The 24359-nt window shown below is 65.3% G+C and carries 21 protein-coding genes; 5 read left to right on the forward strand and 16 right to left on the reverse strand.

What is annotated here, in order from left to right; translation table 11 throughout:
* Positions 1-86 precede the first annotated feature (86 nt).
* The 5 genes from PHA8399_RS08880 to PHA8399_RS08900 form a co-directional block, all read right to left on the reverse strand.
* Entirely contained in the window at positions 87-326 is a 240-nt protein-coding gene (locus PHA8399_RS08880) for an HP1242/YdcH family protein (RefSeq protein WP_058285798.1), read from the reverse strand.
* 175 nt (positions 327-501) lie between these two features.
* Entirely contained in the window at positions 502-2157 is a 1656-nt protein-coding gene (betA, locus tag PHA8399_RS08885; RefSeq protein WP_058285799.1) for a choline dehydrogenase, read from the reverse strand.
* Positions 2158-2323: 166 nt separating this feature from the next.
* Positions 2324-3781, reverse strand: coding sequence for a betaine-aldehyde dehydrogenase (gene betB / locus PHA8399_RS08890; protein WP_058285800.1), 1458 nt, complete (start codon positions 3779-3781; stop codon positions 2324-2326).
* Positions 3782-3837: 56 nt separating this feature from the next.
* Complete coding sequence (betC, locus tag PHA8399_RS08895; protein ID WP_058285801.1) at positions 3838-5346, reverse strand: choline-sulfatase; 1509 nt, start codon at positions 5344-5346, stop codon at positions 3838-3840.
* A 124-nt stretch (positions 5347-5470) separates the two neighbouring features.
* On the reverse strand, positions 5471-6679 hold the full coding sequence (locus PHA8399_RS08900; protein ID WP_058285802.1) for a choline transporter: 1209 nt from the start codon (positions 6677-6679) through the stop codon (positions 5471-5473).
* A gap of 159 nt (positions 6680-6838) precedes the next feature.
* Between PHA8399_RS08900 and betI the strand changes: the two genes are divergently transcribed.
* Positions 6839-7414, forward strand: a complete 576-nt coding sequence (betI, locus tag PHA8399_RS08905; protein ID WP_058285803.1) for a choline-binding transcriptional repressor BetI — start codon at positions 6839-6841, stop codon at positions 7412-7414.
* Positions 7415-7431: 17 nt separating this feature from the next.
* Here the strand turns inward: betI and PHA8399_RS08910 are convergent, their stop codons facing one another.
* The 4 genes from PHA8399_RS08910 to PHA8399_RS08925 all read right to left on the reverse strand — a co-directional run bounded on the left by PHA8399_RS08910 (position 7432) and on the right by PHA8399_RS08925 (position 11136).
* Positions 7432-8436 carry a DUF1036 domain-containing protein gene (locus tag PHA8399_RS08910; protein WP_058285804.1) on the reverse strand — a complete coding sequence of 335 codons (1005 nt, stop codon included), beginning with the start codon at positions 8434-8436 and terminating at the stop codon, positions 7432-7434.
* Positions 8437-8502: 66 nt separating this feature from the next.
* On the reverse strand, positions 8503-9423 hold the full coding sequence (locus tag PHA8399_RS08915; RefSeq protein ID WP_058285805.1) for a DMT family transporter: 921 nt from the start codon (positions 9421-9423) through the stop codon (positions 8503-8505).
* 93 nt (positions 9424-9516) lie between these two features.
* On the reverse strand, positions 9517-10449 hold the full coding sequence (locus PHA8399_RS08920; protein ID WP_058285806.1) for a pirin family protein: 933 nt from the start codon (positions 10447-10449) through the stop codon (positions 9517-9519).
* 84 nt (positions 10450-10533) lie between these two features.
* Positions 10534-11136 carry a LysE/ArgO family amino acid transporter gene (locus tag PHA8399_RS08925; RefSeq protein WP_058285807.1) on the reverse strand — a complete coding sequence of 201 codons (603 nt, stop codon included), beginning with the start codon at positions 11134-11136 and terminating at the stop codon, positions 10534-10536.
* Between the two features lie 90 nt (positions 11137-11226).
* Here PHA8399_RS08925 and PHA8399_RS08930 point away from each other — a divergent pair, with 90 nt between their 5' ends.
* Both PHA8399_RS08930 and PHA8399_RS08935 read left to right on the forward strand, forming a co-directional pair.
* Positions 11227-12111 (forward strand): LysR family transcriptional regulator ArgP, encoded by an 885-nt coding sequence (locus PHA8399_RS08930; RefSeq protein WP_058285808.1) that lies wholly within the window; start codon positions 11227-11229, stop codon positions 12109-12111.
* 101 nt (positions 12112-12212) lie between these two features.
* A complete protein-coding gene (locus tag PHA8399_RS08935; RefSeq protein WP_058285809.1) occupies positions 12213-13061 on the forward strand; it encodes a COG3904 family protein in 849 nt (282 codons plus the stop codon).
* Between the two features lie 135 nt (positions 13062-13196).
* On the opposite strand, the gene PHA8399_RS08940 is transcribed toward PHA8399_RS08935, so the two are convergent.
* The gene (locus tag PHA8399_RS08940; protein WP_058286145.1) at positions 13197-13937 is read right to left on the reverse strand and encodes a YebC/PmpR family DNA-binding transcriptional regulator; all 741 of its coding nucleotides are present in this window, start codon (positions 13935-13937) and stop codon (positions 13197-13199) included.
* A gap of 123 nt (positions 13938-14060) precedes the next feature.
* Between PHA8399_RS08940 and PHA8399_RS08945 the strand changes: the two genes are divergently transcribed.
* The gene (locus PHA8399_RS08945; protein ID WP_058285810.1) at positions 14061-15836 is read left to right on the forward strand and encodes an SLC13 family permease; all 1776 of its coding nucleotides are present in this window, start codon (positions 14061-14063) and stop codon (positions 15834-15836) included.
* Between the two features lie 290 nt (positions 15837-16126).
* Here PHA8399_RS08945 and PHA8399_RS08950 read toward each other — a convergent pair whose 3' ends face one another.
* The 4 genes from PHA8399_RS08950 to mgtE all read right to left on the reverse strand — a co-directional run bounded on the left by PHA8399_RS08950 (position 16127) and on the right by mgtE (position 21008).
* Positions 16127-17905, reverse strand: a complete 1779-nt coding sequence (locus tag PHA8399_RS08950) for an SLC13 family permease (RefSeq protein WP_058285811.1) — start codon at positions 17903-17905, stop codon at positions 16127-16129.
* Between the two features lie 213 nt (positions 17906-18118).
* Positions 18119-18931: a TIGR00282 family metallophosphoesterase gene (locus tag PHA8399_RS08955; protein ID WP_058285812.1), complete on the reverse strand. Its 813-nt coding sequence runs from the start codon at positions 18929-18931 to the stop codon at positions 18119-18121.
* A gap of 115 nt (positions 18932-19046) precedes the next feature.
* Positions 19047-19610 carry a 5-formyltetrahydrofolate cyclo-ligase gene (locus tag PHA8399_RS08960; RefSeq protein WP_058285813.1) on the reverse strand — a complete coding sequence of 188 codons (564 nt, stop codon included), beginning with the start codon at positions 19608-19610 and terminating at the stop codon, positions 19047-19049.
* A gap of 9 nt (positions 19611-19619) precedes the next feature.
* The gene (gene mgtE / locus PHA8399_RS08965) at positions 19620-21008 is read right to left on the reverse strand and encodes a magnesium transporter (RefSeq protein WP_058285814.1); all 1389 of its coding nucleotides are present in this window, start codon (positions 21006-21008) and stop codon (positions 19620-19622) included.
* A 146-nt stretch (positions 21009-21154) separates the two neighbouring features.
* Here mgtE and guaD point away from each other — a divergent pair, with 146 nt between their 5' ends.
* A complete protein-coding gene (guaD, locus tag PHA8399_RS08970; RefSeq protein ID WP_058285815.1) occupies positions 21155-22450 on the forward strand; it encodes a guanine deaminase in 1296 nt (431 codons plus the stop codon).
* A 10-nt stretch (positions 22451-22460) separates the two neighbouring features.
* On the opposite strand, the gene PHA8399_RS08975 is transcribed toward guaD, so the two are convergent.
* Together PHA8399_RS08975 and PHA8399_RS08980 are read right to left on the reverse strand one after the other, a co-directional pair.
* Positions 22461-22901 (reverse strand): CAP domain-containing protein, encoded by a 441-nt coding sequence (locus PHA8399_RS08975; protein WP_058285816.1) that lies wholly within the window; start codon positions 22899-22901, stop codon positions 22461-22463.
* A gap of 4 nt (positions 22902-22905) precedes the next feature.
* The gene (locus tag PHA8399_RS08980) at positions 22906-24243 is read right to left on the reverse strand and encodes an 8-oxoguanine deaminase (protein ID WP_058285817.1); all 1338 of its coding nucleotides are present in this window, start codon (positions 24241-24243) and stop codon (positions 22906-22908) included.
* Between the last annotated feature and the right edge of the window lie 116 nt (positions 24244-24359).

Consider the following 24359-nt stretch of genomic DNA (forward strand, 5'->3'; position numbering starts at 1 on the left):
ACACGCCGCCAGCCAGGGCCTTTGGCGGGGCGCAAAAAAGGGGAGCATCAGCGATGCCCCCCTTCGGTCACAAACCGGTCTTTGCCTTACGCTTTGGACAGGATCCCCCAGATCTCATCCTTCAGCACGGCGCGCTGTTTGCGCATCTCGGTTTCGGCCTGAGCGCTGACCGGCTCCACGTTGGTTTCTGCCCGGTGCACGGCGCGGTTCACCTCGTGGTATTCATCCGCCAGCTTGGCGAAATGCGCGTCCGACTGTTTCAGCTGGCTCATCAGCGCCGCTTTTTCCGGGAATTCGTCGGCCAGTTCATGGGGAGTATTGGACACCTGCTCGCTCCTTTTTCCTAGGGTCGGTTGCAGATTATGCCGCGCCCTGCCCCGCCACTTTGACGCGGATCAAAAGATGTGCGCGGCGCGCTGATTTTCTGAAGGAAATTCTGCAAAAAATAAGCCGCCCGCACAAAGGGGAGGTGGCGGGCGGCTTGCTGGCTTGGCAGCAGGATCAGCGCTGCGCTTCGCGCCAGTTCGGGTTGAACCACGGCTCTGCGTTGGAGGACGGCAGGCGGCGGCCCAGGATGTGGTCGGAGGCCTTCTCGCCGGTCATGATCGAGGGGCCGTTGAGGTTGCCGTTGGTGATCCGCGGGAAGATCGAGCTGTCGGCAACGCGCAGGCCGTCGACGCCGATGACGCGGCATTCCGGGTCGACGACGGCCATCGGATCCTCAGCCGCGCCCATCTTGCAGGTGCCGCAGGGGTGATAGGCGCTTTCCACATGCTCGCGCAGGAAGCCGTCGATCTCGTCGTCGGTCTGCAGGTGCTCGCCGGGCTGGATCTCGTGCTTGAGGAAGGGCTTCATCGCGTCCTGGGCGAAGATCTCACGCGTGAGGCGCACGCATTTGCGGAAGTCGATCCAGTCCTGTTCTGTCGACATGTAGTTGAACAGGATGTTCGGCGCGTCCTTGGGGTCGGCGGAGGCCAGCGTGACCTCGCCGCGCGAGGGCGAGCGCATCGGGCCGACGTGGGCCTGGAAGCCATGCCCCTCTGCCGCGGCCTGTCCGTCGTAGCGGACCGCGATGGGCAGGAAGTGGTACTGGATGTCCGGGTAATCCACGCCCTTATCTGAGCGGATGAAGGCGGCGCTTTCGAACTGGTTGGAGGCCCCGAGACCGGTCTTGGTGAACAGCCACTGCGCACCGACCAGGCCCTTGCCCACCAGGTTCCAGTATTTGAACAGGGTGATCGGCTGCTTGCAGGCGAACTGGAAGTAGAATTCCAGATGGTCCTGCAGGTTCTGGCCGACGCCGGGGCGGTCGGCGACCACATCAATGCCATGCTCGGCCAGGTGCTTGGCCGGGCCGATGCCGGAGAGCATCAGCATCTTGGGGGAATTCAGCGAGGATGCGGCCAGGATCACCTCGGCGTTGGCGCGGATAACCTCGACCTTGCCGCCGCGTTCGATCTCGACGCCCACGGCGCGGCCATCCTCGATCACCACCTTGCGGGCGAAGGCGCGGATCAGATCGCAGTTATCACGTTTCAGCGCGGGCTTCAGATAGGCGTTGGCGGCGGACCAGCGGCGGCCCTTGTAGACCGTCATCTCCATCGGGCCGAAGCCCTCCTGCTGTTCGCCGTTATAGTCGGAGGTGACCGGGTAGCCTGCCTGCGCGCCTGCCTTGACGAAGGCGTCATGCAGCGGGTTGTCGCGGGGGCCTCGGGTCACATGCAGCGGGCCGTCCTTGCCGCGCCAGTCCGGGTCGCCGCCATGGCCGCGGTCGTTCCAGGTTTCCATGCGTTTGAAGTAGGGCAGCACGTCGGCATAGGACCAGCCCGCGGCGCCCGACTCGGCCCAGTGGTTGTAGTCGCCCGCGTGGCCGCGCACATAGACCATGCCGTTGATCGAGGAGGAGCCGCCGATCACCTTGCCGCGCGGGCAGACCAGTTCGCGGCCGCCCAGATGCGGTTCAGGCTGGGATTTGTAGCCCCAGTCATACAGCGGCATGTTCATCGGGTAGCTGAGCGCGCCCGGCATCTGGATAAACGGCCCGGCATCGGTGCCGCCGTGTTCGATCACCAAGACCTTCTTGCCGGCCTCGCTGAGCCGGTAGGCCATGGCACAGCCCGCAGAGCCGGCGCCGACAATCACATAATCCGCGTTCATTTCTTCTCTCCGTCGCTGAGACCGGGGGCTGCCCGCCTGCCCGGCTCTGCCTTGCATTTCCTGCCGGGCTGCCCGCCTGGGCAGGCAGCTCCGGTTGTCCTGCGCCCTGCCCTGATTGCCCTTTTGGGCAACGGGGCGGGCGGTTGGGCGTTGCCCGAAAAGGCAATCAGAACGCCGCTTCGACGTCGCCCATGCGGACGTAGACCGACTTCACCTGGCTGAAGTGCTTGATCGCCTCTTTCGAGTTCTCGCGGCCCACGCCGGAGGCCTTCACTCCGCCGAACGGCGCCTCGACCGGCGCGTCGTTGTAGGAGTTGATGAAGCAGCTGCCGGCCTCCAGCTGGCCAATCACCCGGTGAGCGCGGCTGAAGTCGTTGGTGAAGACGCCGGCGGACAGGCCGAATTCGGTGTCATTGGCCCGCGCGATCACCTCTTCCTCGGTGTCGAAGTCCAGAACCGACATCACCGGGCCGAAGATTTCCTCGCGCGCGATGGTCATGTCGTCGGTCACATCGGCAAAGACGGTGGGTTCAACGAAGAAGCCCGGCATATCTGCGCGCTTGCCGCCGCAGATCAGGCGGGCGCCTTCCTCTTTGCCTTTTTCGATGTAGCCCAGCACGATGTTCATCTGGTTTTCGGTGACCATCGGGCCAAAGCTGGTCGCCTCGTCCTGCGGATCGCCCAGCACGGCGGCGCCGGTGCGTTCCGCCAGGCGGGCCAGGAATTTCTCCTTGATGCCTTTCTGCACGAACACGCGGGTGCCGTTGGAGCAGACCTGGCCGGAGGAGTAGAAGTTGCCGTTGATGGCGCCGCCGACGGCGTTTTCCACATCCGCATCGTCAAAGATGATCAGCGGCGATTTGCCGCCCAGTTCCATGGTGACGTGCTTCATGCCTGCGGCGGCGGCAGCATAGACCTTCTTGCCGGTCGGCACCGAGCCGGTCAGCGAGACCTTGTCGACGCGCGGGTCGGTGACCAGCGCGGCCCCGACCTCACCCATGCCCTGGATGACGTTGTAGAGGCCCGCGGGCAGGCCCGCCTCGTGCAGGATCTCGGCCACTTTCAGGGCGCAGAGCGGCGTGGTCTCGGAGGGTTTGAACACCATCGAGTTGCCGCAGGCCAGTGCGGGCGCGCCTTTCCAGCAGGCGATCTGGGTCGGATAGTTCCAGGCGCCGATACCGACACACAGGCCCAGTGCCTCGCGCACGGTATAGACCCAGTCCTCGCCCATCGGGATGTGCTCGCCGGTCAGGGAGCCAGCGAGGCCGCCAAAGTATTCCAGCGCGTCGGCGCCGGAGGTTGCGTCGGCCACCAGGGTTTCCTGCAGCGGTTTGCCGGTGTCATAGGTTTCCAGAACAGACAGTTCATGGTTGCGCTCGCGCATGATGTCGGCGGCGCGGCGCAGGATGCGGCCGCGCTCGGTGCCGGTCATCTTGCCCCATGCCTTTTGCGCTTCCTTGGCGGTGGACAGCGCCTGTTCGACGATTGCGGGCGTCGCGGCGTAGACGGTGGCGATCTGCTCACCCGTTGCGGCGTAGATGACCGGGATCGGGGTGCCTGCGGTGTCTTCGACGTATGCGCCGTTGATGAAGTGGCTGGCTTTGGGCTGTGCGGGATGTGTCATGGTGTGTGTCTCCAGCGGGGGTTTTCAGCAGGGGAGATGCTGAACGGTTGCTATGGTTATTCGCCCCGGGGAAAGCGTTTGCTTTCCTCGAGGGTGTCGAGATTCATGTGGTTGCGCATGTAGCGCTCAGAGGCCTTTTGCAGCGGCTGGTAGTCCCAGGGGTAATAGCCGCCCTGGCGCAGCGCCTCGTAGACGACCCAGCGGCGGGCCTGGCTGGCGCGCACGTCTGCGTCGAAGGTCTCCAGGTTCCAGCGCGCCTCTGACTTGGCGCGCAGCGTCTGCAGGGTGCCGGCGTGGGCCGGGTCCTCTGCCAGATTGGTCAGCTCGTGCGGGTCGGCCTCCAGATCGAACAGCTGATCGGGGTCGAGCGCGCAGCGGTTGTACTTCCACTTGCCGTAGCGCATGGAGACCAGCGGCGCATAAGACGCCTCTGCCGCGTATTCCATCAGCACCGGCTCAGTCCGTTCGGAGCCGGTGGCCAGCGGCACCAGGTTCTGGCCGTCGGTCCAGGGCTCGATCTCGCCCATGTCGGCACCGGCAAGCGCGCCCAGCGTCGGGGTCACGTCGATGGTGGAGACCGGGGTTTCGATCAGGCCCGCAGGCAGGTCCGGCGATGCGATCATCAGCGGCACCCGCGAAGAGCCTTCGAAGAAGTTCATCTTGAACCACAATCCGCGCTCGCCCAGCATGTCGCCGTGGTCGGAGACAAACAGGATGATCGCCTCCTGCCGGGTGGTTTCCAGCACGTTCAGGATCTCGCCGATCTTGTCGTCCAGATAGGAGATGTTGGCGAAATAGGCGCGGCGGGAGCGCTTGATGTCCTCTTGCGAGATGTCGAAGCTGCGCCAGTCGTTGGCGTCAAAAATCCGCTGCGCGTGGGGGTCGTGCTCCTCGTAGGCCATCGCCGGAACCTCGGGCAGCAGGTGTTCGCAGTCCTCATAGAGATCCCAGTACTTGCGGCGGGCCACGTAAGGATCATGCGGATGGGTGAAGGAGACGGTGACGCACCACGGGCGATCGTCCAGGCCGCGCGACAGCTCATAAAGCTTGGCGGTGGCGTTGTAGGCGACCTCGTCGTCGTATTCCATCTGGTTGGAGGTCTCCGCCACCCCTGCCCCGGTGACAGACCCCATGTTGTGGTACCACCAGTCGATGCGCTCGCCCGGCTTGCGGTAATCCGGGGTCCAGCCGAAGTCCGCCGGGTAGATGTCGGTGGTCAGGCGGTCCTCGAACCCGTGCAGCTGGTCGGGGCCGACAAAGTGCATCTTGCCCGAGAGGCAGGTGTAATAGCCGGCGCGGCGCAGGTGGTGGGCGTAGGTCGGGATATCGCTGCGGAATTCAGCCGCGTTGTCATAGACGCCGGTGCGCGAGGGCAGCTGGCCGGACATGAAGGAAGCACGGCCCGGCGCGCAGAGCGGCGACGCGGTGTAGGCGTTGGCAAAGCGGGTGGAGCGTTCCGCCAGCTTTTTCAGGTTCGGAGCGTGCAGCCATTCGGCGGGGCCGTCCGGGAAAAGCGTCCCATTCAACTGGTCAACCATCAGGATCAGGATATTCGGGGCACTCATCGCAGACCTCCCAAGAATTGGCGATGCTTTGCAAAGGCGCCTGGCAGGCCCGAAGGCGCTGCCAGGCAGTTGGAGGCTGGTCCCCTCATTCGGGGAAACTTGGGGGCCAGCCGGGAGACCGCCCTTAGTGGGCCGTCTTGATCTTCTCGAAATCGAGGGTGTTTTCCTCGGGCGAGGCGTCGATGCTCATCACGTCGCTGCGCTTGAAGGCCAGGATGTAGGCGAGGCAGGCCACGTAAATGCCGATCACGATGGTGCCGATCCACTGGATCTGCAGCCACTGGCTCTGGAAGGCCAGCGTGAGGCCGAAGAGCACAACCGCGTTGCCGAGCACATAGGGAATGGTGCCGAACCGCTTGGCCGTCAGGTTCAGGTTGTCGGTGTAGAGGCGGATCAGCGAGTCAAAGGAGTTGACCACGAAGATGATGCCCACCGCGACCATGGAGACGTTGATCAGCAGCGTCGTTTCGATGCTGTTCAGGTGGTAATAGTACAGCACCGAGAACCACACACCCAGCGGGATCGACGGGAAGATCAGCAGCGCTGCCAGGACCTGCCAGGTCTTAAGGCCGCCGACAAAGCGCGAGGTGAACTGGCCGATCATGATCGACCATGCGAACCACCAGAACAGGTAGAACTCATGATAGTCGGTCAGCGGCAGGATGAACTTGTGAATGTTGGAGAAGTAGCCGCCGATGTTGCCTGCGGTGTCGGCAAAGGCGCCCAGGCCCATGCCCGCATAGGCCCACATGCCCAGGATCAGCGCCATGAACAGCACGGTGGAGCCAACCGACAGGATGCGCACGTATTTGATGTCGGTGGAGGAGAAGGCGGCAAACAGGATCACCAGGAAGGTGATGACATAGAAGGCCGGGATCACGGTTTCGCCGTCGCCCATGAAGGTTGCGTAATACGGCAGGTAGATCAGGAACAGCGCGCCGGTGAAGGCGCAGGTGCCGATGATCACGATGTTGTTGATCCATTTCACCAGCGGGATCTCAAAGAACTTCACCCGCGGCTCGATCACGCAGAAATAGAAGGTCGTCAGGAAATAGAAGCCCCAGATCAGGAAACCCCAGAAGCCGAACTCAAGCGCCAGCGGGTTGGTGAAGCCATAGGCCGGTTCCGCGGCGGTGTCCGCATAGAGCGGGAAATCCCAGGCCAGCGGGAACATGATCAGGCCCACGTCCAGGCCGGAGGTGAACAGGATTGCGATGAAGGTGAAAAGGTGAACGGGGGTCACGCCGACGTTGCGGACGTTCCACCACTTGATCACGCAGAACGCCACCAGCGCAAAGGCCAGCAGAATCCCGAATGAGATTATGTAGGTCATATGTCCCTCCCATTTCCGGACGGTTTCCGCCCTTAGACATGGATTGGGTACATATCACAGCCGGCTGACCGGCCAAACGGTTTTTTGAATGGCCGTTCAAGATTTCATTTCCTTCTAACAACAGTTGAAACGGCGCCCCAATTGCCGCACAACTTTGTCATGAGCAGGAAACGCATCCGGGACATCCGCAACGAAGAGCTGATCGAAGCCACCATCATCGCCGTGCACAAGCGGGGCTATGGGGTTGTAACGATGGCGGAAATCGCCAGGGAAGCCGGCGCGTCGGCGGCCTCGATCAACTATTATTTCGGCTCCAAGGAAGGGCTGATGGAAGCCACGATGCTGCATCTTTTAGGCAAGCTGCGGCGCGCAATGAGCGACGGATACGCCACCGCGCGCACCCCGCGCGAGCGGCTTTATGCGGTGATGGATGCGAACTTTGCCGACGAACTGTTCACCGTTCCGCAGTGCAGCATCTGGATGCAGTTCTGGGCAAATGCCCCCTATTCGCCGCGACTCAGCCGCCTGCACCGAATCAACCGCGCCCGGGTGCGCAGCCATTTCCTGGCCGAGCTGCGGGCGCTGCTGCCGGCGGAACAGCTGGAAACCGCGCGCCAGGCGCTGCAGTGCTACATGGATGGTGTCTGGCTGCAGGCGGCGCAATCCGAGGAGGCGCTGAACCCGCAGGACGCCCGCGCGGCGGCGCACCGGGTGGTGGATCTGGTGATCCCCTGAACGCCTGAGACTTTGCCCTAGCCCTCCGGCAGGCGCCGGTAGACCAGCCGGGTGCCGCGCGGCAGGTAGATCAGGGTCAGCTCATCGCTGCTAAGAGACTGGATCCGGTAGCACAAGCCGGTGCCGCGTTCGCTGTCGCGGGCCAGCAGAAAATCCCCGGCCGTGCCCGCGCCGTGGCAGGTGTCCAGCACCGAGACGAATTCCGGCGGCATCGCGCTGCCCCTGTAGCTGACCTGGCGCACCGCGCCGGACAGGGTGAAGCTGTCGCCGGGATCCGCCGCGGACACCCAGCGTCCCTGCATCTGCCGCAAGAGCCGGTCATGGCGGTTCGGCTGGCGCAAGACGGCGCTGTGCAGGTCCAGATCACCGTGAGAGCCGAAGGAACTGATCAGTTCCCCCTCAACCGCCAGCGGGGCGCCCTGCTGCAAAGTCATCAGAAACGCAAATTCAGGCGCGGCAGCCTGTTTGCCGGCGGTGGCCCGGATCTCCATGCCGCCGCCGACAAAGCGGCAGGCCGCAGGGGCGCCCTCCTGCTCCGGGCTGCAGCCCTGCAGGACAACCTCTGCCGCGTAGGGTGTGCCGCCGGCTTCATCTGTGTCTGGCGCAGCGGCCGTGGCCTGGGAACGGGAACTGAGCGAAATCTTCTGACTGTCCGGGCTGATGCGGGCCCTGGCGAAGGCCTGTTCGCGGTAGCCGCGAGCGGCGCACTCCCCGCTGCCCCCGGCGCGGAACGGCCCTGCTTTGGTGCAAAAGCGGATGCTGTCGTCGCGGAACTGGTATCCCGGGCTTTCGGCGCGGAAGTAGAAGAACTTGCCCTGATACCCCTCCGGCAGAGGGTTGATGCAGTCGCCCGGCGCCAGAGCCTGCCAGCCCTGGGTGATCCAGCTGCCATCGGTGCGCGCCGTCACGGCGAGCTGGTGCAGGGCCCCGGTATCATTGCAGATACTGGTCCCGGCACTGGCGGCCGCCGGCTCTGACAGGGCAGCCAGCAGCAGCGCTGGCAGCCAAAGGAAAAACGCCATTCACAGCCCCCGCTGACACGTGTAAGGGCGGGAGATTACCCCGGACTTGTAACATCTATAAGACGATCAAAGCCCGGCCGGGTTACCGGAAGGTGTAGCGGCCTTCTTTTTGATCCTGGCTTCACGCCAGGAGATGAAACTGACCGCCGCCAGGATCAGCCCGCCGCCGGAAACCACCCAGATATCGACCGGCTCTGCAAACACCAGGGCGCCCAGCAGGGTGGCCCAGACCAGCTGCAGGAAGGTGACCGGCTGGGTCACCGTCACGGGTGCCGCGGCAAAGGCCAGGGTCATGGTGTAATGGCCCGCGGTGGCGAAGCAGGCGACGCCGAACAGGATCGCGACCTCTGTCAGGGTGGGTGTCACCCAGACGGCCAGGGCAAAGGGGGCAAGCCCCAGCGTAACGAAGACCGAGAGCATCGCCACCACCACCGCCGGGCTGTTGCTGCCAACAGTGAACTTGGCGATCAGGTAGGAGGCGCCGAAGGACACCGCGGTGAACAGCATGGCAATGTGGCCGGGCGAGACCTCGCGGAAGCCCGGGCGCAGGATGATCAGCGCGCCGATCAGGGCAACAGCAATGGCTGAGATGCGGCGGAAGGCCAGCTTCTCGCCCAGGAACAGCGCCGCGCCCAAGGTCACATAGACCGGCGACAGGTAGTTCATCGCCGTGACCTCGGCCAGCGGGATCTGGGTCATGGCGTAGAACCACAGGATCACACCCGCCGTATGCACCGCGCCGCGGCCCGCATAGAGCCCCCACAGCCGCGGGGTCAGCTGCGCCCTGCGCAGGGATCCCGCCATCGGGATCAGAAACACCAGCCCCAGCAAATAGCGCAGAAACGCGCTTTCGGCGGGCGGGATGCGGCTGCCCAGGTATTTGACCAGTGCCGTCACCGCGACAAAGCACAGCCCCGTGACCACCATCCAGAACACGCCCTTGAGCGGGTTTTGGAGGGCTGGGGCGGTGTCTGCGGTCTGGCTCATGAGGTGACAGAACACCCGTTCGGGCGGCGGCACAAGGCTTCACATGTGAAATAGTTCCGGGCGGGCCGCTTTGCGCGCCGGAACGCTGCGGCGTCAGGGCAGCGGGATGAACTCCTGATCATCGCCCGGCGGCAGCTGAAAGCGCCCGTGCTGCCAGTCGCCGGCAGCCCAGGATTCCTTGGCCGCCTCGATCCGGTCGCGGGAGGAGGCGACGAAGTTCCACCAGATATAGCGCGGCCCGTTCAGCGTCTCGCCGCCCAGCGCCATCAGCCGGGCGCCTTCGGGGCCTGCGGTCACGGTGATTTCGTCACCCGGGCGGAACACCATCATGCGGCCGGCCTCGAAGGTTTCGCCGGCAATCTCGACTGCCCCCTGGGTCACATAGATGCCCCGGTCCTCATGATCCGTGGGCAAGGGCAGTTTGGACCCGGCCTGCAGCACCACATCGGCATAGAAGGTGTCGGAATAGAGCGTTGCCGGGGCTTTCTCTCCCCAGGCGGTGCCGAGGATCAGCCGGGCGGCCTTGCCCTCGCCCTCCAGCAGCGGCAGCGCCTCCTTGCCATGGTGTTCAAAGGTTGCGGGCGCATCCTCGTGGCTTTCGGGCAGCGCGATCCAGGTCTGGATGCCGAACAGGCTGCTGGCGCCCTGGCGGGTCGCGGCGGAGGTGCGCTCGGAATGGGTGACGCCCTCGCCCGCCACCATCCAGTTCACCTCGCCCGGATAGATCATCTGGTGGGTGCCCAGGGAATCGCGGTGCTCGAACTCGCCCTCGTAGAGATAGGTCACGGTGCCGAGGCCGATATGCGGATGCGGGCGGACGTCGATGCCCTGCCCCGTCAGGAACTCCGCCGGGCCTGCCTGGTCGAAGAAGATGAAGGGCCCGACCATCTGGCGGCGCGGCGCGGGCAGCGCGCGGCGGACCTCAAAGCCGCCGATGTCGCGGGCGCGCGGGATGATTACCGTTTCGATCGCGTCGAGACCGCCCGCATCGGGGCATTGCGGTTCAAGTGCCGGGTTCCAGCTCATCCTTCCCTCCTGTCGGTGGCTACAGGGAAAAGGTAGCGCAATTCCGCGCAGGCGTTAGGGGGAGCCGCGCACAGGCGCTGTTCGTCACATCAGGAGCAGCTTTACCGCGATGGCCCACATGGTAAGGCCAACGATGGCATCCAGCACCTGCCAGGCGCGCGGGCGGGCAAACACCGGGGCCAGCAGGCTGGCGCCATAGCCGAGCGTGAAGAAGAAGGTGAAGCTGGCGATGGCCGCGCCGGCGGCAAAGACCAGCGGCTGCGGGTACTGAGCGGAGATTGAGCCGAGGAGCACCACCGTGTCGAGGTAGACATGCGGGTTCAGCCAGGTCAGCGCCAGAACGGTGGCCAGCACCGGCAGCAGCGCGGCGCCTGCGCCGTCCTGCGCCGCTTCCAGCTTTTCCCCGCCCTGCCAGGCGGCGCGCAGGGCGCGGGCGCCGTACCAGATCAGGAAGGCAGCCCCGCCCCAGCGCATCGCCTGTTCGAACCACGGCACCGCCAGCGCCAGAGAGCCAAAGCCGAAAACGCCCGCGGTGATCAGCACCGCGTCGGAGCCGGCGCAGGTGAGACAGATCCAGAACACATGCTGACGCCGCAGCCCCTGGCGCAGGACAAAGGCGTTCTGAGCGCCAATCGCCATAATCAGGCTGAGCCCCAGGGCAAATCCGGCAATCAGGCTGGGGGGCATGGGTGTCTCCTTTTGTGCGTCTGCGGTTTGACTACCGGCCGCCCAGCCATTAATCCAGTTAAAGAGACTTAACTCAGATTAGAGTTTCTAATGCGTTTGGATCCCAGCCAGCTGGCAGCGCTGAGCGCAGTCTTGCGCCTTGGCTCGTTTGAGGCGGCGGCGCAGGCGCTGTCCGTGACGCCCTCGGCCGTATCTCAGCGGATCAAGGCGCTGGAGGACCGCATCGGTACTGCGCTTGTGCTGCGAGCATCGCCCTGCACCGGCACTGCGGCGGGCCTCAGGATTGCCAAACATGCCGAAGATATCGGCCTTTTGGAGGCGCAGCTGGCGCGCGAGCTGGCGCTGGAGGGCGGTTCCGGCCCGGTGCGGCTGCGAATTGCGGTCAATGCCGACAGCCTGGCGAGCTGGTTCATCGGGGCGATGGCGGCGGTGGAGGGGGTGCTGTTTGATCTGCTGGTGGATGATCAGGATCACAGCGCGGAGTGGCTGAAGCGGGGCGAGGTCTCCGCCGCGGTGACCGCCAGTTCCAAGCCGGTGACCGGGTTTGAGGCCACTCCGCTGGGCACGCTGGATTACGCGGCGACCGCCAGCCCGGAGTTCATGGCGCGCTGGTTTGCGCACGGGGTGACCCCGGAGGCGGCTGCAAAAGCGCCTTGTATGATCTTCAACGCCAAGGACAATCTGCAGCGGCTGTGGCTGGAGCGCAATGTGGCGCCCGGCCTGTCGCCGCCCGCCCATTTCCTGCCGTCGACCCAGGCGTTCATCGACGCTGCCGCGGCGGGCCTGGGCTGGGGCATGAATCCGCTGCCGATGGTGGCGGAGGATATCCGCAGCGGGCGGCTGGTGCCGCTGATTGCCGGCAGCACGCTGCCGGTGCCGCTGACCTGGCAGGTGGCACGGGTGATGGCGCCCGCCCTTGCCGAAGTCACCCGCGCCGTGCAGAAATCGGCAAGACAGTATCTGACGCAAGACTAGCCTGCCCCGCCGGAAAGGTCCGCGATGTTTTCTGAAGGCAAACCCCTGCCTGCCCCGCAGCCCGCGCCCGCCTTGGCCAAGGCGGCGGCAGGGCTGAACGGATGAGCGCCCTGCCCCCGCCTCTCCCGCGCAGCCTCGCGCTGCAGGTGGTGCTGCCGCGGGGCTGTCTGGTGCTGGGGTGGCTGGCGTTGAACCAATGGGTCCGGCTGCCGGTGCCGCTGGCCTTTGTGCTGATGGCGGCGGACGGGCTGTTTCTGCTGTGGCAGGCCCGGGCGTTTCAGCTGAGCGCCGATGCGCATGTGCGCAGCACCGGGGCGATGATGCCGGTCTGGGGCGGCTATCTGGTGCTGCTGTTTGCAGGCTTTGCGGCGCTGATCCTGTGGTGGGACACGCTGCTGATTGCCCGGGCGGTGGAGGAGCCTGCCTATGCCGAACAGCGGCGGCTGGAGCGCGAGGCCAAGTACAGCCTGAGGCTGTCCGGCGACGGGCTTGTGCTGATCTTCGACGGGGAAATCACCCACGGGCTGACCCGCCGGATGGAAGCCGTTCTGGCCGCCGCGCCGGAGGTGCGCCGGGTGCGGCTGGCGGGGCCCGGCGGGCTGATCTATGAGGCCCGCGGCGCGGCAAGGCTGATCCGGCGGCATCAATTGGATACCGAGGCCGCGGCGCTGTGCGCCTCAGCCTGCACGCTGATTTTTGCCGCCGGGCGCACGCGCCGCCTGGCCGCCGGCGGGCAGTTGGGGTTTCACGGTTATGCGCTGATGTTCGAAGGCGGGCTGCCGCAGGTGGATCTGCAGAAGGAACAGCAGAAGGACCTGGCCTTTTTTGAACAGCAGGGCATCCGCGCGGCGTTTGCCCGTCAGATCTTTGCCGTTGGCAACGGGGAGCTGTGGATCCCGTCACACCCGGATCTGCGGGCGGCCGGGGTGCTGACCGGGGAGGCGCATTGAGGGGGCGCTGCCCCCTCGGCCCCTTGGGCCTCACCCCTGGGATATTTGCAGCCAGAAGAAGCGGTCTTGCGTGTTTGAGCTACGAAAAAGGCCCGCCGGGATGGCGGGCCTTGATGGATCGTGCCGGGCGGCGGCTTAAAGCTGCGCCATGACCTCGTCGGAGGCCTCGAAGTTGGTGGTGACGCGCTGCACGTCGTCGTCGTCTTCCAGCGCATCGACCAGCTTCATCAGCTTCTGCATGCCGTCCAGGTCCAGTTCGGTGGTGGTGGTCGGTTTCCAGACCAGCTTGGTCGACTCGGATTCGCCCAGCTCCGCTTCCAGCGCGTTGGACACGTCATTCAGGTCGGAGTCGGCACAATAGATGATGTGGCCGTCCTCGGAGCTTTCGACATCCTCGGCGCCGGCTTCGATCGCCGCCATCATCACGGTGTCCGCATCGCCGGCGGAGGCCGGGTAGGTCACCTCGCCCTTGCGGTCGAACATGAAGCCGACCGAACCGGTTTCGCCCAGGTTGCCGCCGTTCTTGCCGAAGATCGAGCGCACGTTGGAGGCGGTGCGGTTCTTGTTGTCGGTCATCGCCTCGACGATCACCGCGACGCCGGCCGGGCCGTAGCCCTCATAGCGGATTTCATCATAGTTCTCGGCGTCGCCGCCGATGGCCTTCTTGATGGCGCGTTCGATCACGTCCTTGGGGACGGATTGGCTCTTGGCTTCCTTGACGGCCAGGCGCAGGCGCGGGTTCTTGTCGGGATCGGGGTCGCCCATCTTGGCGGCCACGGTGATCTCCTTGGCCAGCTTGGAAAACAGTTTTGACCGCGCCGCGTCCTGACGGCCCTTGCGGTGCTGAATGTTAGCCCATTTTGAATGGCCTGCCATGGTGCATCCTTGCTGCTTAATATCCGAATTGGCGCTCATATAGCCCGTGCCGGCACCTGCTTTCAAGCGCCCCTGCCCCGGCTTCGCTCTTGTTCCCTTGTTTTGGATGGCTAAGGTGGCGGTATGACATTCGATCAAGCCGTTTTATTTGCCCTTTTTGCCGCCGTTTTCGGCCTGCTTCTGTGGGGGCGCTGGCGCTACGACCTGGTGGCCTTTGCGGCGCTGCTTGCGGGCGTGGTGCTGGGGGTGGTGCCCGCGGGCGAAGCGTTTTCCGGCTTCGGGCATCCGGCAACGCTGGTGGTGGCGCTGGTGCTGATCGTCTCTGCCGGGCTGGTGCGCTCCGGCGCGGTGTTCCTGATCACCCGGACGCTGGTGGAGTCCGGGCGCGGCCTGGGCGCCCATATTGCGCTGATGGGCGGCGTGGGCGCGGTGCTGTCGGCCTTTATGAACAATGTGGCGGCGCTGGCGCTGTTGATGCCGGTGGACATCCAGACTGCCCGCAAGGCAGGCCGCGCGCCGGGGCTGAGCCTGATGCCCCTGTCCTTTGCCACCATCCTGGGCGGCATGGCGACGCTGATCGGCACGCCGCCCAACATCATCATTGCAGCGATCCGCGAGGAGACGCTGGGCGAGCCTTTCCGGATGTTCGATTTTGCCCCGGTGGGCGGTGCCGCGGCGCTGGCAGGGCTGGCGTTTGTGGCGCTGATCGGCTGGCGGCTGATCCCGGCGCGGGAAAACGCCGCCGGCGCCTCGGAGGCGCAGCTGGCGCCCTATATCGCGGAGCTGACGGTGGGCGAAGAGTCCGGTCTCATCGGCAAGCGCCTGGGAGAGCTGGATGAGGAGGCTGAGAAGGCGGATGTCGCCATTCTCGGGCTGATCCGCGATGGCAAGCGGCGCTACGGGCGTTCTGTCGCGGCCATTCTGCGGGAGGGCGACGCGCTGGTGATCGAGGCCGAGCCGGAAGCGCTGGACGAGTTCCGCAGCGCGCTGAAGCTGGATTTTGCCGATGCCGCCCGGCAGGAAAAGCTGACCGCAGCGGGCGAAGGGCTGGAGCTGCTGGAGCTGGTGGTGCCCGAGACCGCACGCATCCGCGGCCGCAGCGCACAGGCCATCGGCCTGTCCTGGCGGCAAAGCGCGGTGCTGCTGGGCATTTCCCGGCAAGGCCGCCGTATCACCCACCATATCCGTCAGACCAAGATCGAGGCGGGGGATATCCTGCTGCTGCTGTGCCCGCGCGGGCGCAGCGCCGATGTCGCCGACTGGCTGGGCTGCCTGCCGCTGGCCGCCCGCGGCCTGGCGGTGACGTCCAATGACAAGACCTGGGCCGCCATCGGGCTGTTTGCCGCCGCAGTGCTGGCGGCCTCTGTGGGGCTGCTTTATCTGCCGGTCGCTCTGGGGCTGGTTGCGGTGGGCTACGTGCTGCTGAAGATCCTGCCGGTGGCGGAGATTTATGACCATGTGGAGTGGCCGGTGGTGGTGCTCCTCGGCTCGATGATCCCGCTGGGGGCGGCGCTGGATTCCTCGGGCGGCACCGCGCTGATTGCCGGAGCGCTGACCACGCTGACAGAAGGCCTGCCGGCCTGGGCGGTGCTGACGGTGCTGATGGTGGTCACGATGACGCTGTCGGATGTGCTGAACAACACCGCCACGGCAATTGTCGCGGCCCCTGTGGGCATCCAGATGGCGGACACCTTGGGGGTCTCGCCCGATCCGTTCCTGATGGCGGTTGCGGTGGCGGCCTCCGCGGCCTTCCTGACGCCTATCGGGCACAAGAACAACACGCTGGTGCTGGGGCCAGGCGGCTACCGCTTTGGCGATTACTGGCGCATGGGCCTGCCGCTTGAGGTGCTGGTCATCGCCGTGTCGATCCCGGCCATTCTGGTGTTCTGGCCGTTGTGACGGGGCGGCGCAAAACTTTTACACAAAAGTTCTGCTATAAAATTCTTCACAAGAATTTTGCCGCCTGCACCGCAGCCACCACCGCCTGTCCCGCATCGGCCGCCCAAGCCTGCGACACCAGCGCGATGACCGTCGAACCAGCCAGCACAACAAACAAGAAAATTCTCCGCGTCTCCATGATACCCCCTATGAACACTCACCCTGTTCTATATGGGGCCCGCACTGCTAATTTCCCGTAAAGACTTGCCCGCCCGGCGGCTGTCCGCCGCGTCCGGCTCACTCTCCGGTGGTCAGAGCGGCCAGATGAACGGGATGATCAGCGACGCCAGCATACCGACGGTCAGGTTCAGCGGGATGCCGACACGCAGGAAATCGGTGAACTTATAGCCGCCTGGGCCGTAAACCAGCGTGTTGGTCTGATAGCCGATCGGGGTGGCAAAGGAGGCCGAGGCCGCCACCATCACCGCCACCACCAGCGGCCGCGGGTCGACCCCCATCGCCTGGGCGAGGCCGATGGCAATCGGGGTCACCACCACCGCCACCGCATTGTTGGACACCAGCTCAGTCAAGACCGACGTCAGCAGGTAGACCGCCCAGACCAGCAGGAAAGGCGGCAGCATCGACAGGGCCGGCGCGATGGCGTTGACGATCAGGGCAACCGCTCCGGAGCTTTCCAGCGCCGCGCCAATCGCCAGCATCGAGAAGACCAGCGCCAAGAGCCGCCCGTCGACAAAGGAAAACGCCTCATCCGCGTCGATGCAGCGGGTGATAAAGACCAGCGACACCATCAGCACCGACAGCATCAGGATCGGCGCCACGCCAAAGGCGGCCAGCACCACGATGCCCAAAAGCGCGGCAACCGCAATCGGCGCGTGACTGCGGCGGTAGGCGCGCTGGGTCGGCTGCGAGACATCCGCCAGGTCCATGTCGGCGGCCAGACGCTGGATGTCGGCGGGGGCGCCCTCCAGCAGCAGCGTGTCGCCGATCCGCACCACCAGATCGTCGAGCTGCACGCCGATGTTCTGGTTCCGCCGGTGCACCGCCAGCGTGTAGACGCCGTAGCGGCGGCGCAGGCGCAGGGCGCCGAGCGAGCGGCCCACCATGCGGCAGCCCGGGGTGATCAGCACTTCGACAGTCTGGGTTTCCACCGCGGAGACCTGGTCGACCCGCTTCAGCTCCTTGTTGGTTTGCAGGCTCAGAAGCTCGGTCATCCGCGTGCGCAGGACAACCCGGTCGCCGACTTGCAGCTCAACGCCTTCGAGGTTGCGGCGCAGGGACTCGTCGCCGCGGATCACGTCGATCAGCCGAACGCCCGGGCGCTTGAACAGCTGCACGCCGGTGACTTCGCGGCCGATCAGGTTGCTTTCCGGCGGGATCACCGCCTCAGTAAAGAACTTCATCCTCGACTTGTCGCTCAGCATGGCCGCCATGCTGTCGCGTTCCGGCAGCAGCCGCGGCGCGATGAAGCGCAGGTAAACCATGCCGTAGGCGATCAGGATCAGGCCCAGCGGGGTGACTTCGAAAATGGTGAAGGGGGCCAGCCCCTGCGCCCGCGCGACACCATCCACCAGCAGGTTGGTCGAGGTGCCGATCAGCGTCAGCGTGCCGCCCAGGATTGCCGCATAGCTGAGCGGAATCAGCATCTTGGAGGCCGAAACGTTCAAGATCCGGGAGATCTGGATGAACACCGGAATCATCACCACCACCACCGGCGTGTTGGAGACCACAGCCGAGGCGGACACCACAAACGCCATCAGCAGCGCCACGGCGAGCCTTGGATTGACCTCTGCCTGTTTCTTGGCGATCTGAGTGAAGGCATCCAGCGCGCCAGTGCGCACCAGCGCGCCCATGATGATGAACATCGCGGCGATGGTCCAGGGCGCCGGGTTGGCCAGCACCGGCAGCGCCTCGCCGTAAGGCAGGACGCCGGTGGCCAGCATGGCAGCCACGCCGGTCAGCGCCACCACCTCGGTCGGGTAGGTCTCCCGCAGGAACGCCACAAACATGGCCAGGACAATCGCAAGCGCCAGGAAGGGGCTGCCGGTGTCACCAAATTGGAAAAACTGCATGTGCCGTGACTATGCCCATATTGTTTAAGGCGGGTTTAGCGCGCGGGACAGCGCTCTGCCATCGCGCAGTTTCCCTGAAACCCTTTGGCGGAGCAAGAAATTCCGCACCTGCTCAGGCGCGCCCGGTGCCATTCGGGAGAATCCGCAGCAATTCCCGGCAATTCCGGCCGGGCTTCCTGCCTTAGCCTGCCGGCGGCAGCCAGCGGCTGCCGCTCAGAGAGCCGATTCCTGCAGCAGTCCGCCGTTGCGAACCATGCGAATCTGTTTGGCGGCGCCAGTGCGGTCATCGGTCTCGACAAAGACGCCGGACAGGGTGGCTTCGCCGTCTGCGGGGGAAAAGCGCGTCTTCGGCATACCGGTCAGGAAGCGGCGCATCGGTTCGGCCTTATCCATGCCGATGACCGAATTGTAATCGCCGCACATGCCCGCATCGGTCAGATAGCCGGTGCCTTCGGACAGGATCTGTGCATCCGCGGTCGGCACATGGGTGTGGGTGCCTGCAACCAGCGAGGCGCGGCCGTTGCAGAAATGGCCCATTGCCATCTTCTCGGAGGTGGCCTCGCAATGCATGTCGACGATCACCGCCTGCGCCAGCCCGCCGCGCGGATGCGCCTTCAGCACCGCCTCGACCGCGCCGAAGGGATCGTCAAAGGCGCGTTTCATGAACACCTGGCCCAGCGCCTGCACCACCAGAACCTTGCGCCCGCCCGGCGCGTTGAACAGGCGGTAGCCGCGGCCGGGGGCGCCCTTGGCAAAGTTCAAGGGCCGGATGATGCGCGGCTCTTTCTCAATGTACTGCAGCATGTCCTTCTGGTCGAAGGCATGATCGCCCAAGGTCAGGCAGTCGACGCCTGCGTCCAGCAGCAGCTTGGCGTGCTCGCCGCTCAGCCCCATGCCGTTGGAGGCGTTCTCGCCGTTCACCACGACAAAATCGAGCCGCCAGTCCTGCCGCAGCCGCCGCAGATTTTCGGTGATGGCACGGCGCCCGGCGCGGCCCATCACATCGCCTAAAAACAGAATTCGCATTACGGCGTGGTACGCGGATGCGCCCGGCAGGACAAGTCCCGCCGCAGGCGCGCAAAACTTTTCTGAAACGTTTTGCCAGGATTTTTCACAAAAATACTGGCCGCCCGGGGCGGCGTCAGCGTGAAAACTGCAGGATGCGGCTTTCGGTGACGATCATGTCGAGCGGCTGGTCGGTGGGTTCCAGCGGCAGGTCTTCGGCCTCTTGCGCGTCAAAGGCGAACCCGATTGCCAGCGTGGCGCGCTTGCCGCGCAGCAGTTCCAGCGTGCGGTCGTAAAAGCCGCCGCCATAGCCAAGCCGCCCGCCGTTGGCATCAAAGGCAACCAGCGGCACAATCAGGATTTCCGGTTCGAAGAAGTCGTCCACTTCCGGCACCATGGCGCCAAAGGGGCCTTCGCGCAGCGGGCCTTCGGGCTGCCAGCGGCTGAATTTCAGCGGCTGACCCGCCCCCAGGATCACCGGCACGCCGACGGGGCCGTGCGCCGCCGCCTCGGCCATCGCGGGCACGGGATCAATCTCTGTACGGATCGGCATGTAGCCCGACAGCGGCACGCCGCGGTAGCCGGCGAGCACCTCTGACAGGCGGCCTGCGGCGCCGGGGATGTTGCGATCAAACGCCCCTTTGCGGCGGGCAAAGGCGGCTTTGCGGGCGGCGGCCTTGATTTCAGTCAGATCCGTCATGGCGGTCTCCTACAGCAGTACGGCGGCGGCCAGGCCGAGGAAGGCAAAGAAGCCGACCACATCGGTCACCGTGGTCACAAAGGCGCCGGAAGCAAGCGCGGGGTCAACTCCGGCTTTCTCCAATAGAACCGGGATCACCGTTCCCGCCAGCCCCGCCACGACCAGATTGACCACCATAGCGACGGCAATCACCACACCCAGCATCGGCGAACCGAACCAGGCCAGCCCTACCAGCCCCATGACGATGGCAAAGATCACCCCGTTGACCAGCCCCACCAGCACCTCCCGCCGGATCACCCGCCAGACGTTGGAGCCGGTCAGGTCGCGGGTGGCAATGGCGCGCACCGCCACCGTCAGCGACTGGGTGCCGGCATTGCCGCCCATGGAGGCGACAATCGGCATCAGCACGGCCAGTGCCACGATCTGGGCAATCGCGGCCTCGAACTGGGCGATGACCAGCGAGGCCAGCACCGCCGTCGCCAGGTTGACCGCCAGCCAGGGAAAGCGGCGCTTGGTGGTCTCGATCACCCGGTCTGCCAGCGAGCTTTCCTCGCCCACACCGGCCAGGCGCAGGATGTCCTCCTCGTGCTCCTCGTCCAGCACGATCATCGCGTCGTCGATGGTGATCACCCCGACCAGGCGGCCCTCGTCATCGACCACCGGCGCGGAAATCAGGTGGTACTGGTTGAAGGCATAGGCCACGTCTTCTTCGTCCTGATCCGCCGGAATGACCTGAAAGGTTTCTTCCATCAGATGGGTCAGCGGCACCTCGCGCTTGGAGGCCATGATCCGGCCAAGGGTGACATTGCCGACGGGATGAGCGCGCGGATCGACCACCACAACGTGATAGAACTGTTCTGGCAGATCCTCGGAAGCCCGCATGTAGTCAATGGCCTGACCGACATTCCAATGCTCCGGCGCCATCACCACCTCACGCTGCATCAGGCGGCCTGCGGAGTTTTCCGGATAGCTCAGCGATTGCTCGACCGCGACCCGGTCGGCGTCTTCCAGAACCTCAAGGATGGCTTCCTGCTGCGGCTCTTCCAGGTCTTCCAGCAGGTCGACCACATCGTCGCTTTCCAGCTCCCGCACCGCCTCGGCCAAAACCGCGGGGTTGAGGATGGAGATCACTTCCTCACGGATGCTTTCATCCAGTTCCGAGAGGATTTCGCCGTCGAACTCGCGGTCGTAGAGGTGGATGAGCCGGGTGCGCTCAGCAGACTCGATCTGCTCCAAAAGGTCGGCGATGTCAGCCGCGTGCAGATCTTCCAGCAGGCCGGTCAGGGTCTGCTGGTCGCCCTGCTCCACCGCCTCCAGAACCTGGGCAACGAGCTTGCGGTCGAGGTGGTAGGCGTCGTCCTGAGACACGTCGCCGCTGATGTTGTCGCCGCTGCTCATGTGATGCCCCCGGGTTATTTTGTGAGTATTTGCCTGCAAAATAGAAGAAGCCGCTACCGGAAAACAATGACATTGGCATAATCTGTCCGAAGCTGATGCGGCGGGTATCCTGCATGGTCTGAATTTGCAAGGAAAGGGTTGGAGAAATGGCCACCGGTTTCATCCTGAAGGGGCAAGTTCTGTCCTTCACCGGCTCCCCCTTTGGCGGCGGGCGGCCGGAAGACGCGGCCCGTCTTCAGGAGGCGGTGGCGGTGCAGGACGGGCTGATTGCAGGCGCCGGCACGCTGGCCGAAATGCAGGCGCTGCTGCCGGAGGCTGAGGTCCGTGATCACGGGCAAAGCCTGATCCTGGCCGGCTTTGTCGATGCCCATGTGCATTACCCGCAGACCGCGATCATCGCCAGCTGGGGCAAGCGGCTGATCGACTGGCTCAACAGCTATACCTTTCCGGAAGAGATGCGGTTCAGCAACCGCGGCTATGCTGATGAAATTGCGGGGCGCTACCTGGACTTGACCGCGGCGCATGGCACCACCACGGTCTGCAGCTACTGCACCATCCATCCCGAAAGCGCGGATGCGTTCTTTGCCGCGGCGCAGGTGCGCGGGCAGCGGGTGGCCGCGGGCAAGACCTGCATGGACCGCAACGCACCGGAGGGGCTGCGGGACACCGCGCAGTCGGCCTATGACGACTCGGAGGCTTTGATCGAACGCTGGCACAGGGTGGACCGGTTGGAATACGCCATCACGCCGCGGTTCTCCCCCACCTCAACGCCAGAGCAGCTGGAGGCAATCGGGGCGCTGTGGGCCAAGCATCCGGAATGCCTGATGCAGACGCATCTGAGCGAGCAGACCGATGAGATCGCCTGGGTCCGGGAGCTGTTCCCGCAGGCGCGGGATTACCTGGACACCTATGAGGAATTCGGCCTGCTGGGCGCCAAGGGATTGTACGGCCACGCCATCCACCTGGAGGAGCGCGAGCGGCACCGCCTGCGCGAGTACGGCGCGGCGCTGATCCATTGTCCGACCTCGAACACCTTCATCGGATCCGGGTTGTTCGACATGGCCGGGCTGATGGCCGAGGGGCAGCGGATCGGCCTTGCCACCGACACCGGCGGCGGGTCGAGCTTTTCGATGCTGCGCACCATGGCCGCGGCCTATGAGATCGGCCAGCTGCGCGGCACGCCGCTGCATGCGGCGCAGCTGTTGTGGCTGGCGACTCAGGGGTCGGCCGCCGCGCTGCGGATGGACGGGAAGATCGGCAATATTTCAGAAGGCATGGAGGCGGATCTGGTGGTGCTGGACCTCGCCTCCACCCCTGCCATTGCCCAGCGGGCGGAACGGGCAGAGGATCTGTGGGAGGCGGTGTTTCCGACCATCATGATGGGTGACGACCGGGCGATTGCAGAAGTCTGGATCGGCGGCAGGCGGGTCACGGGCGGATAACAGCGCCGCCTCAGCAGCCCGGGCGCGCCAGCACCATCACCCAGATATTGCCAGCGCCGCGGGCGATGGCGAATTCGGTCACTTCGCGGCTGAGCAAGTTTCTGCGGTGGCCGCGGGAGGCCTGCCAGCTGGCCATCACCTCCGCCAGGCCGGGCTGGCCCTTGGCAATATTCTCGGCCGCCGCACACCAGCCGTACCCGGCACCTGTCAGACGGGTGCCAAGAGTGCTGCCGCTGCTGCCGGTGTGAGAGAAGAACCCTTTGCGCGCCATGTCCCCGGCATGGGCGTGCGCGGCCTGTTCCAGCCTGGCGGAATAGGCCAGCGGCGGCAGGCCGGAGCCTGCGCGCAAGCTGTTGATGCCGGCCAAGGCGGCGGACCGGTCCACTTCTTCCGCCTGGGCCTGCACGGCCCACAGGAGGAGGAAGGCTGCGGCAAGCCGCCGTTTCTTCATGGCGTCACCCCTCCATCAGCCGCTGCGCCAGCCCGCGGTGGCGCTCCAGCAGCCGGGGCAGATCCACCGTGGTCAGCTCGCCGCCGCGGATGATCTGCCTGCCCTCGACAAACAGGTGCTTGACCCGGGTTGGGCCGGCCAGCAGCAGGGCGGCGGCGTCCCAGCTGCCGCTGGAGGCAACGCCGGTGGTATCCCAGATAGCGATATCGGCGCGCTTGCCCGGTTCCAGACGGCCGCAGTCCGGGCGGCCCAGAACATCCGCGCCGCCACGGGTGGCGATCTCCAGCGCTTCATAGGCGCTCATCGCGTCCGCGCCATAGGCGACCCTTTGCAGCAGCATGGCCTGCCGCGCCTCGGCGCTGAGGCTGGCCATGTCGTTGCTGGCGGAGCCATCGACCCCCAGCCCCACCGGCACCCCTGCGTCGCGCATCGAACGCACCGGCGCGATGCCGCTGCCGAGGCGGCAGTTGGAACAGGGGCAATGGGCAACCCCGGTGCGGGTTCTGGCAAAGAGATCAATCTCCTGCACGTCAAGCTTAACGCAGTGCGCGTGCCAGACGTCATCGCCGGTCCAGCCCAGTTCTTCGGCATATTGGCCGGGACGGCAGCCGAATTGCGCCTGGGAGTAGGCGATGTCCTCGTCGTTCTCCGCCAGGTGGGTGTGCAGCATCACGCCTTTGTCGCGGGCCAGCAGCGCGGTATCGCGCATCAGCTCGCGGCTGACCGAAAACGGCGAGCACGGCGCCAGGCCTACCCGGCACATGGAGCCTTCGGAGGGATCATGGAAGGCATCCACCACCCGGATCATGTCGTCCAGGATGGCGCGCTCATCCTCGACCAGGCTGTCCGGCGGCAGGCCGCCGTCGCTTTCGCCGATACTCATGGCGCCGCGGGTCGGGTGGAACCGCAGGCCGATGCTGCGGGCCGCGTGAATAGTGTCCTCCAGCCGCGCGCCGTTGGGATAGAGGTACAGGTGGTCTGCGCTGAGCGTGCAGCCCGACAGCGCCAGTTCGGCAAGGCCCAGCTGGGCGGACACAAACATCTCGTCCGGGGTGAAGCGCGCCCAGACCGGATAGAGCCGCTGCAGCCAGCCGAACAGCAGCGCGTCCTGCGCGCCGGGCACGGCGCGGGTGAGGTTCTGGTAGAGGTGGTGATGGGTGTTGACCAGACCGGGCGTCACCACGCAGCCGCGGCCGGAGACAGTCTCGCCGCTGGTCTGTAGCCCCTGCCCCAACGCGACGATTTCGCCGCCGCGGATCAGCACATCCGCACCGTGCAATACGCGCCGCGCATCATCCATCGTCAGGACGGTACCGGCATTTTGAATCAGGATTTCTGCCATCTTCACACACTCCTTTTGGCAGCCCGCTTCAGTGGAATGTGTGATTGGCCGATGGAAAACGGGCGAAGAACCGGCCTGCCGCGCAGAGTACAGGCCGGCACTGCCGGTTTCAAGCC

The sequence above is a fragment of the Leisingera aquaemixtae genome, assembly GCF_001458395.1.
Classification (GTDB): Bacteria; Pseudomonadota; Alphaproteobacteria; order Rhodobacterales; family Rhodobacteraceae; genus Leisingera; species Leisingera aquaemixtae.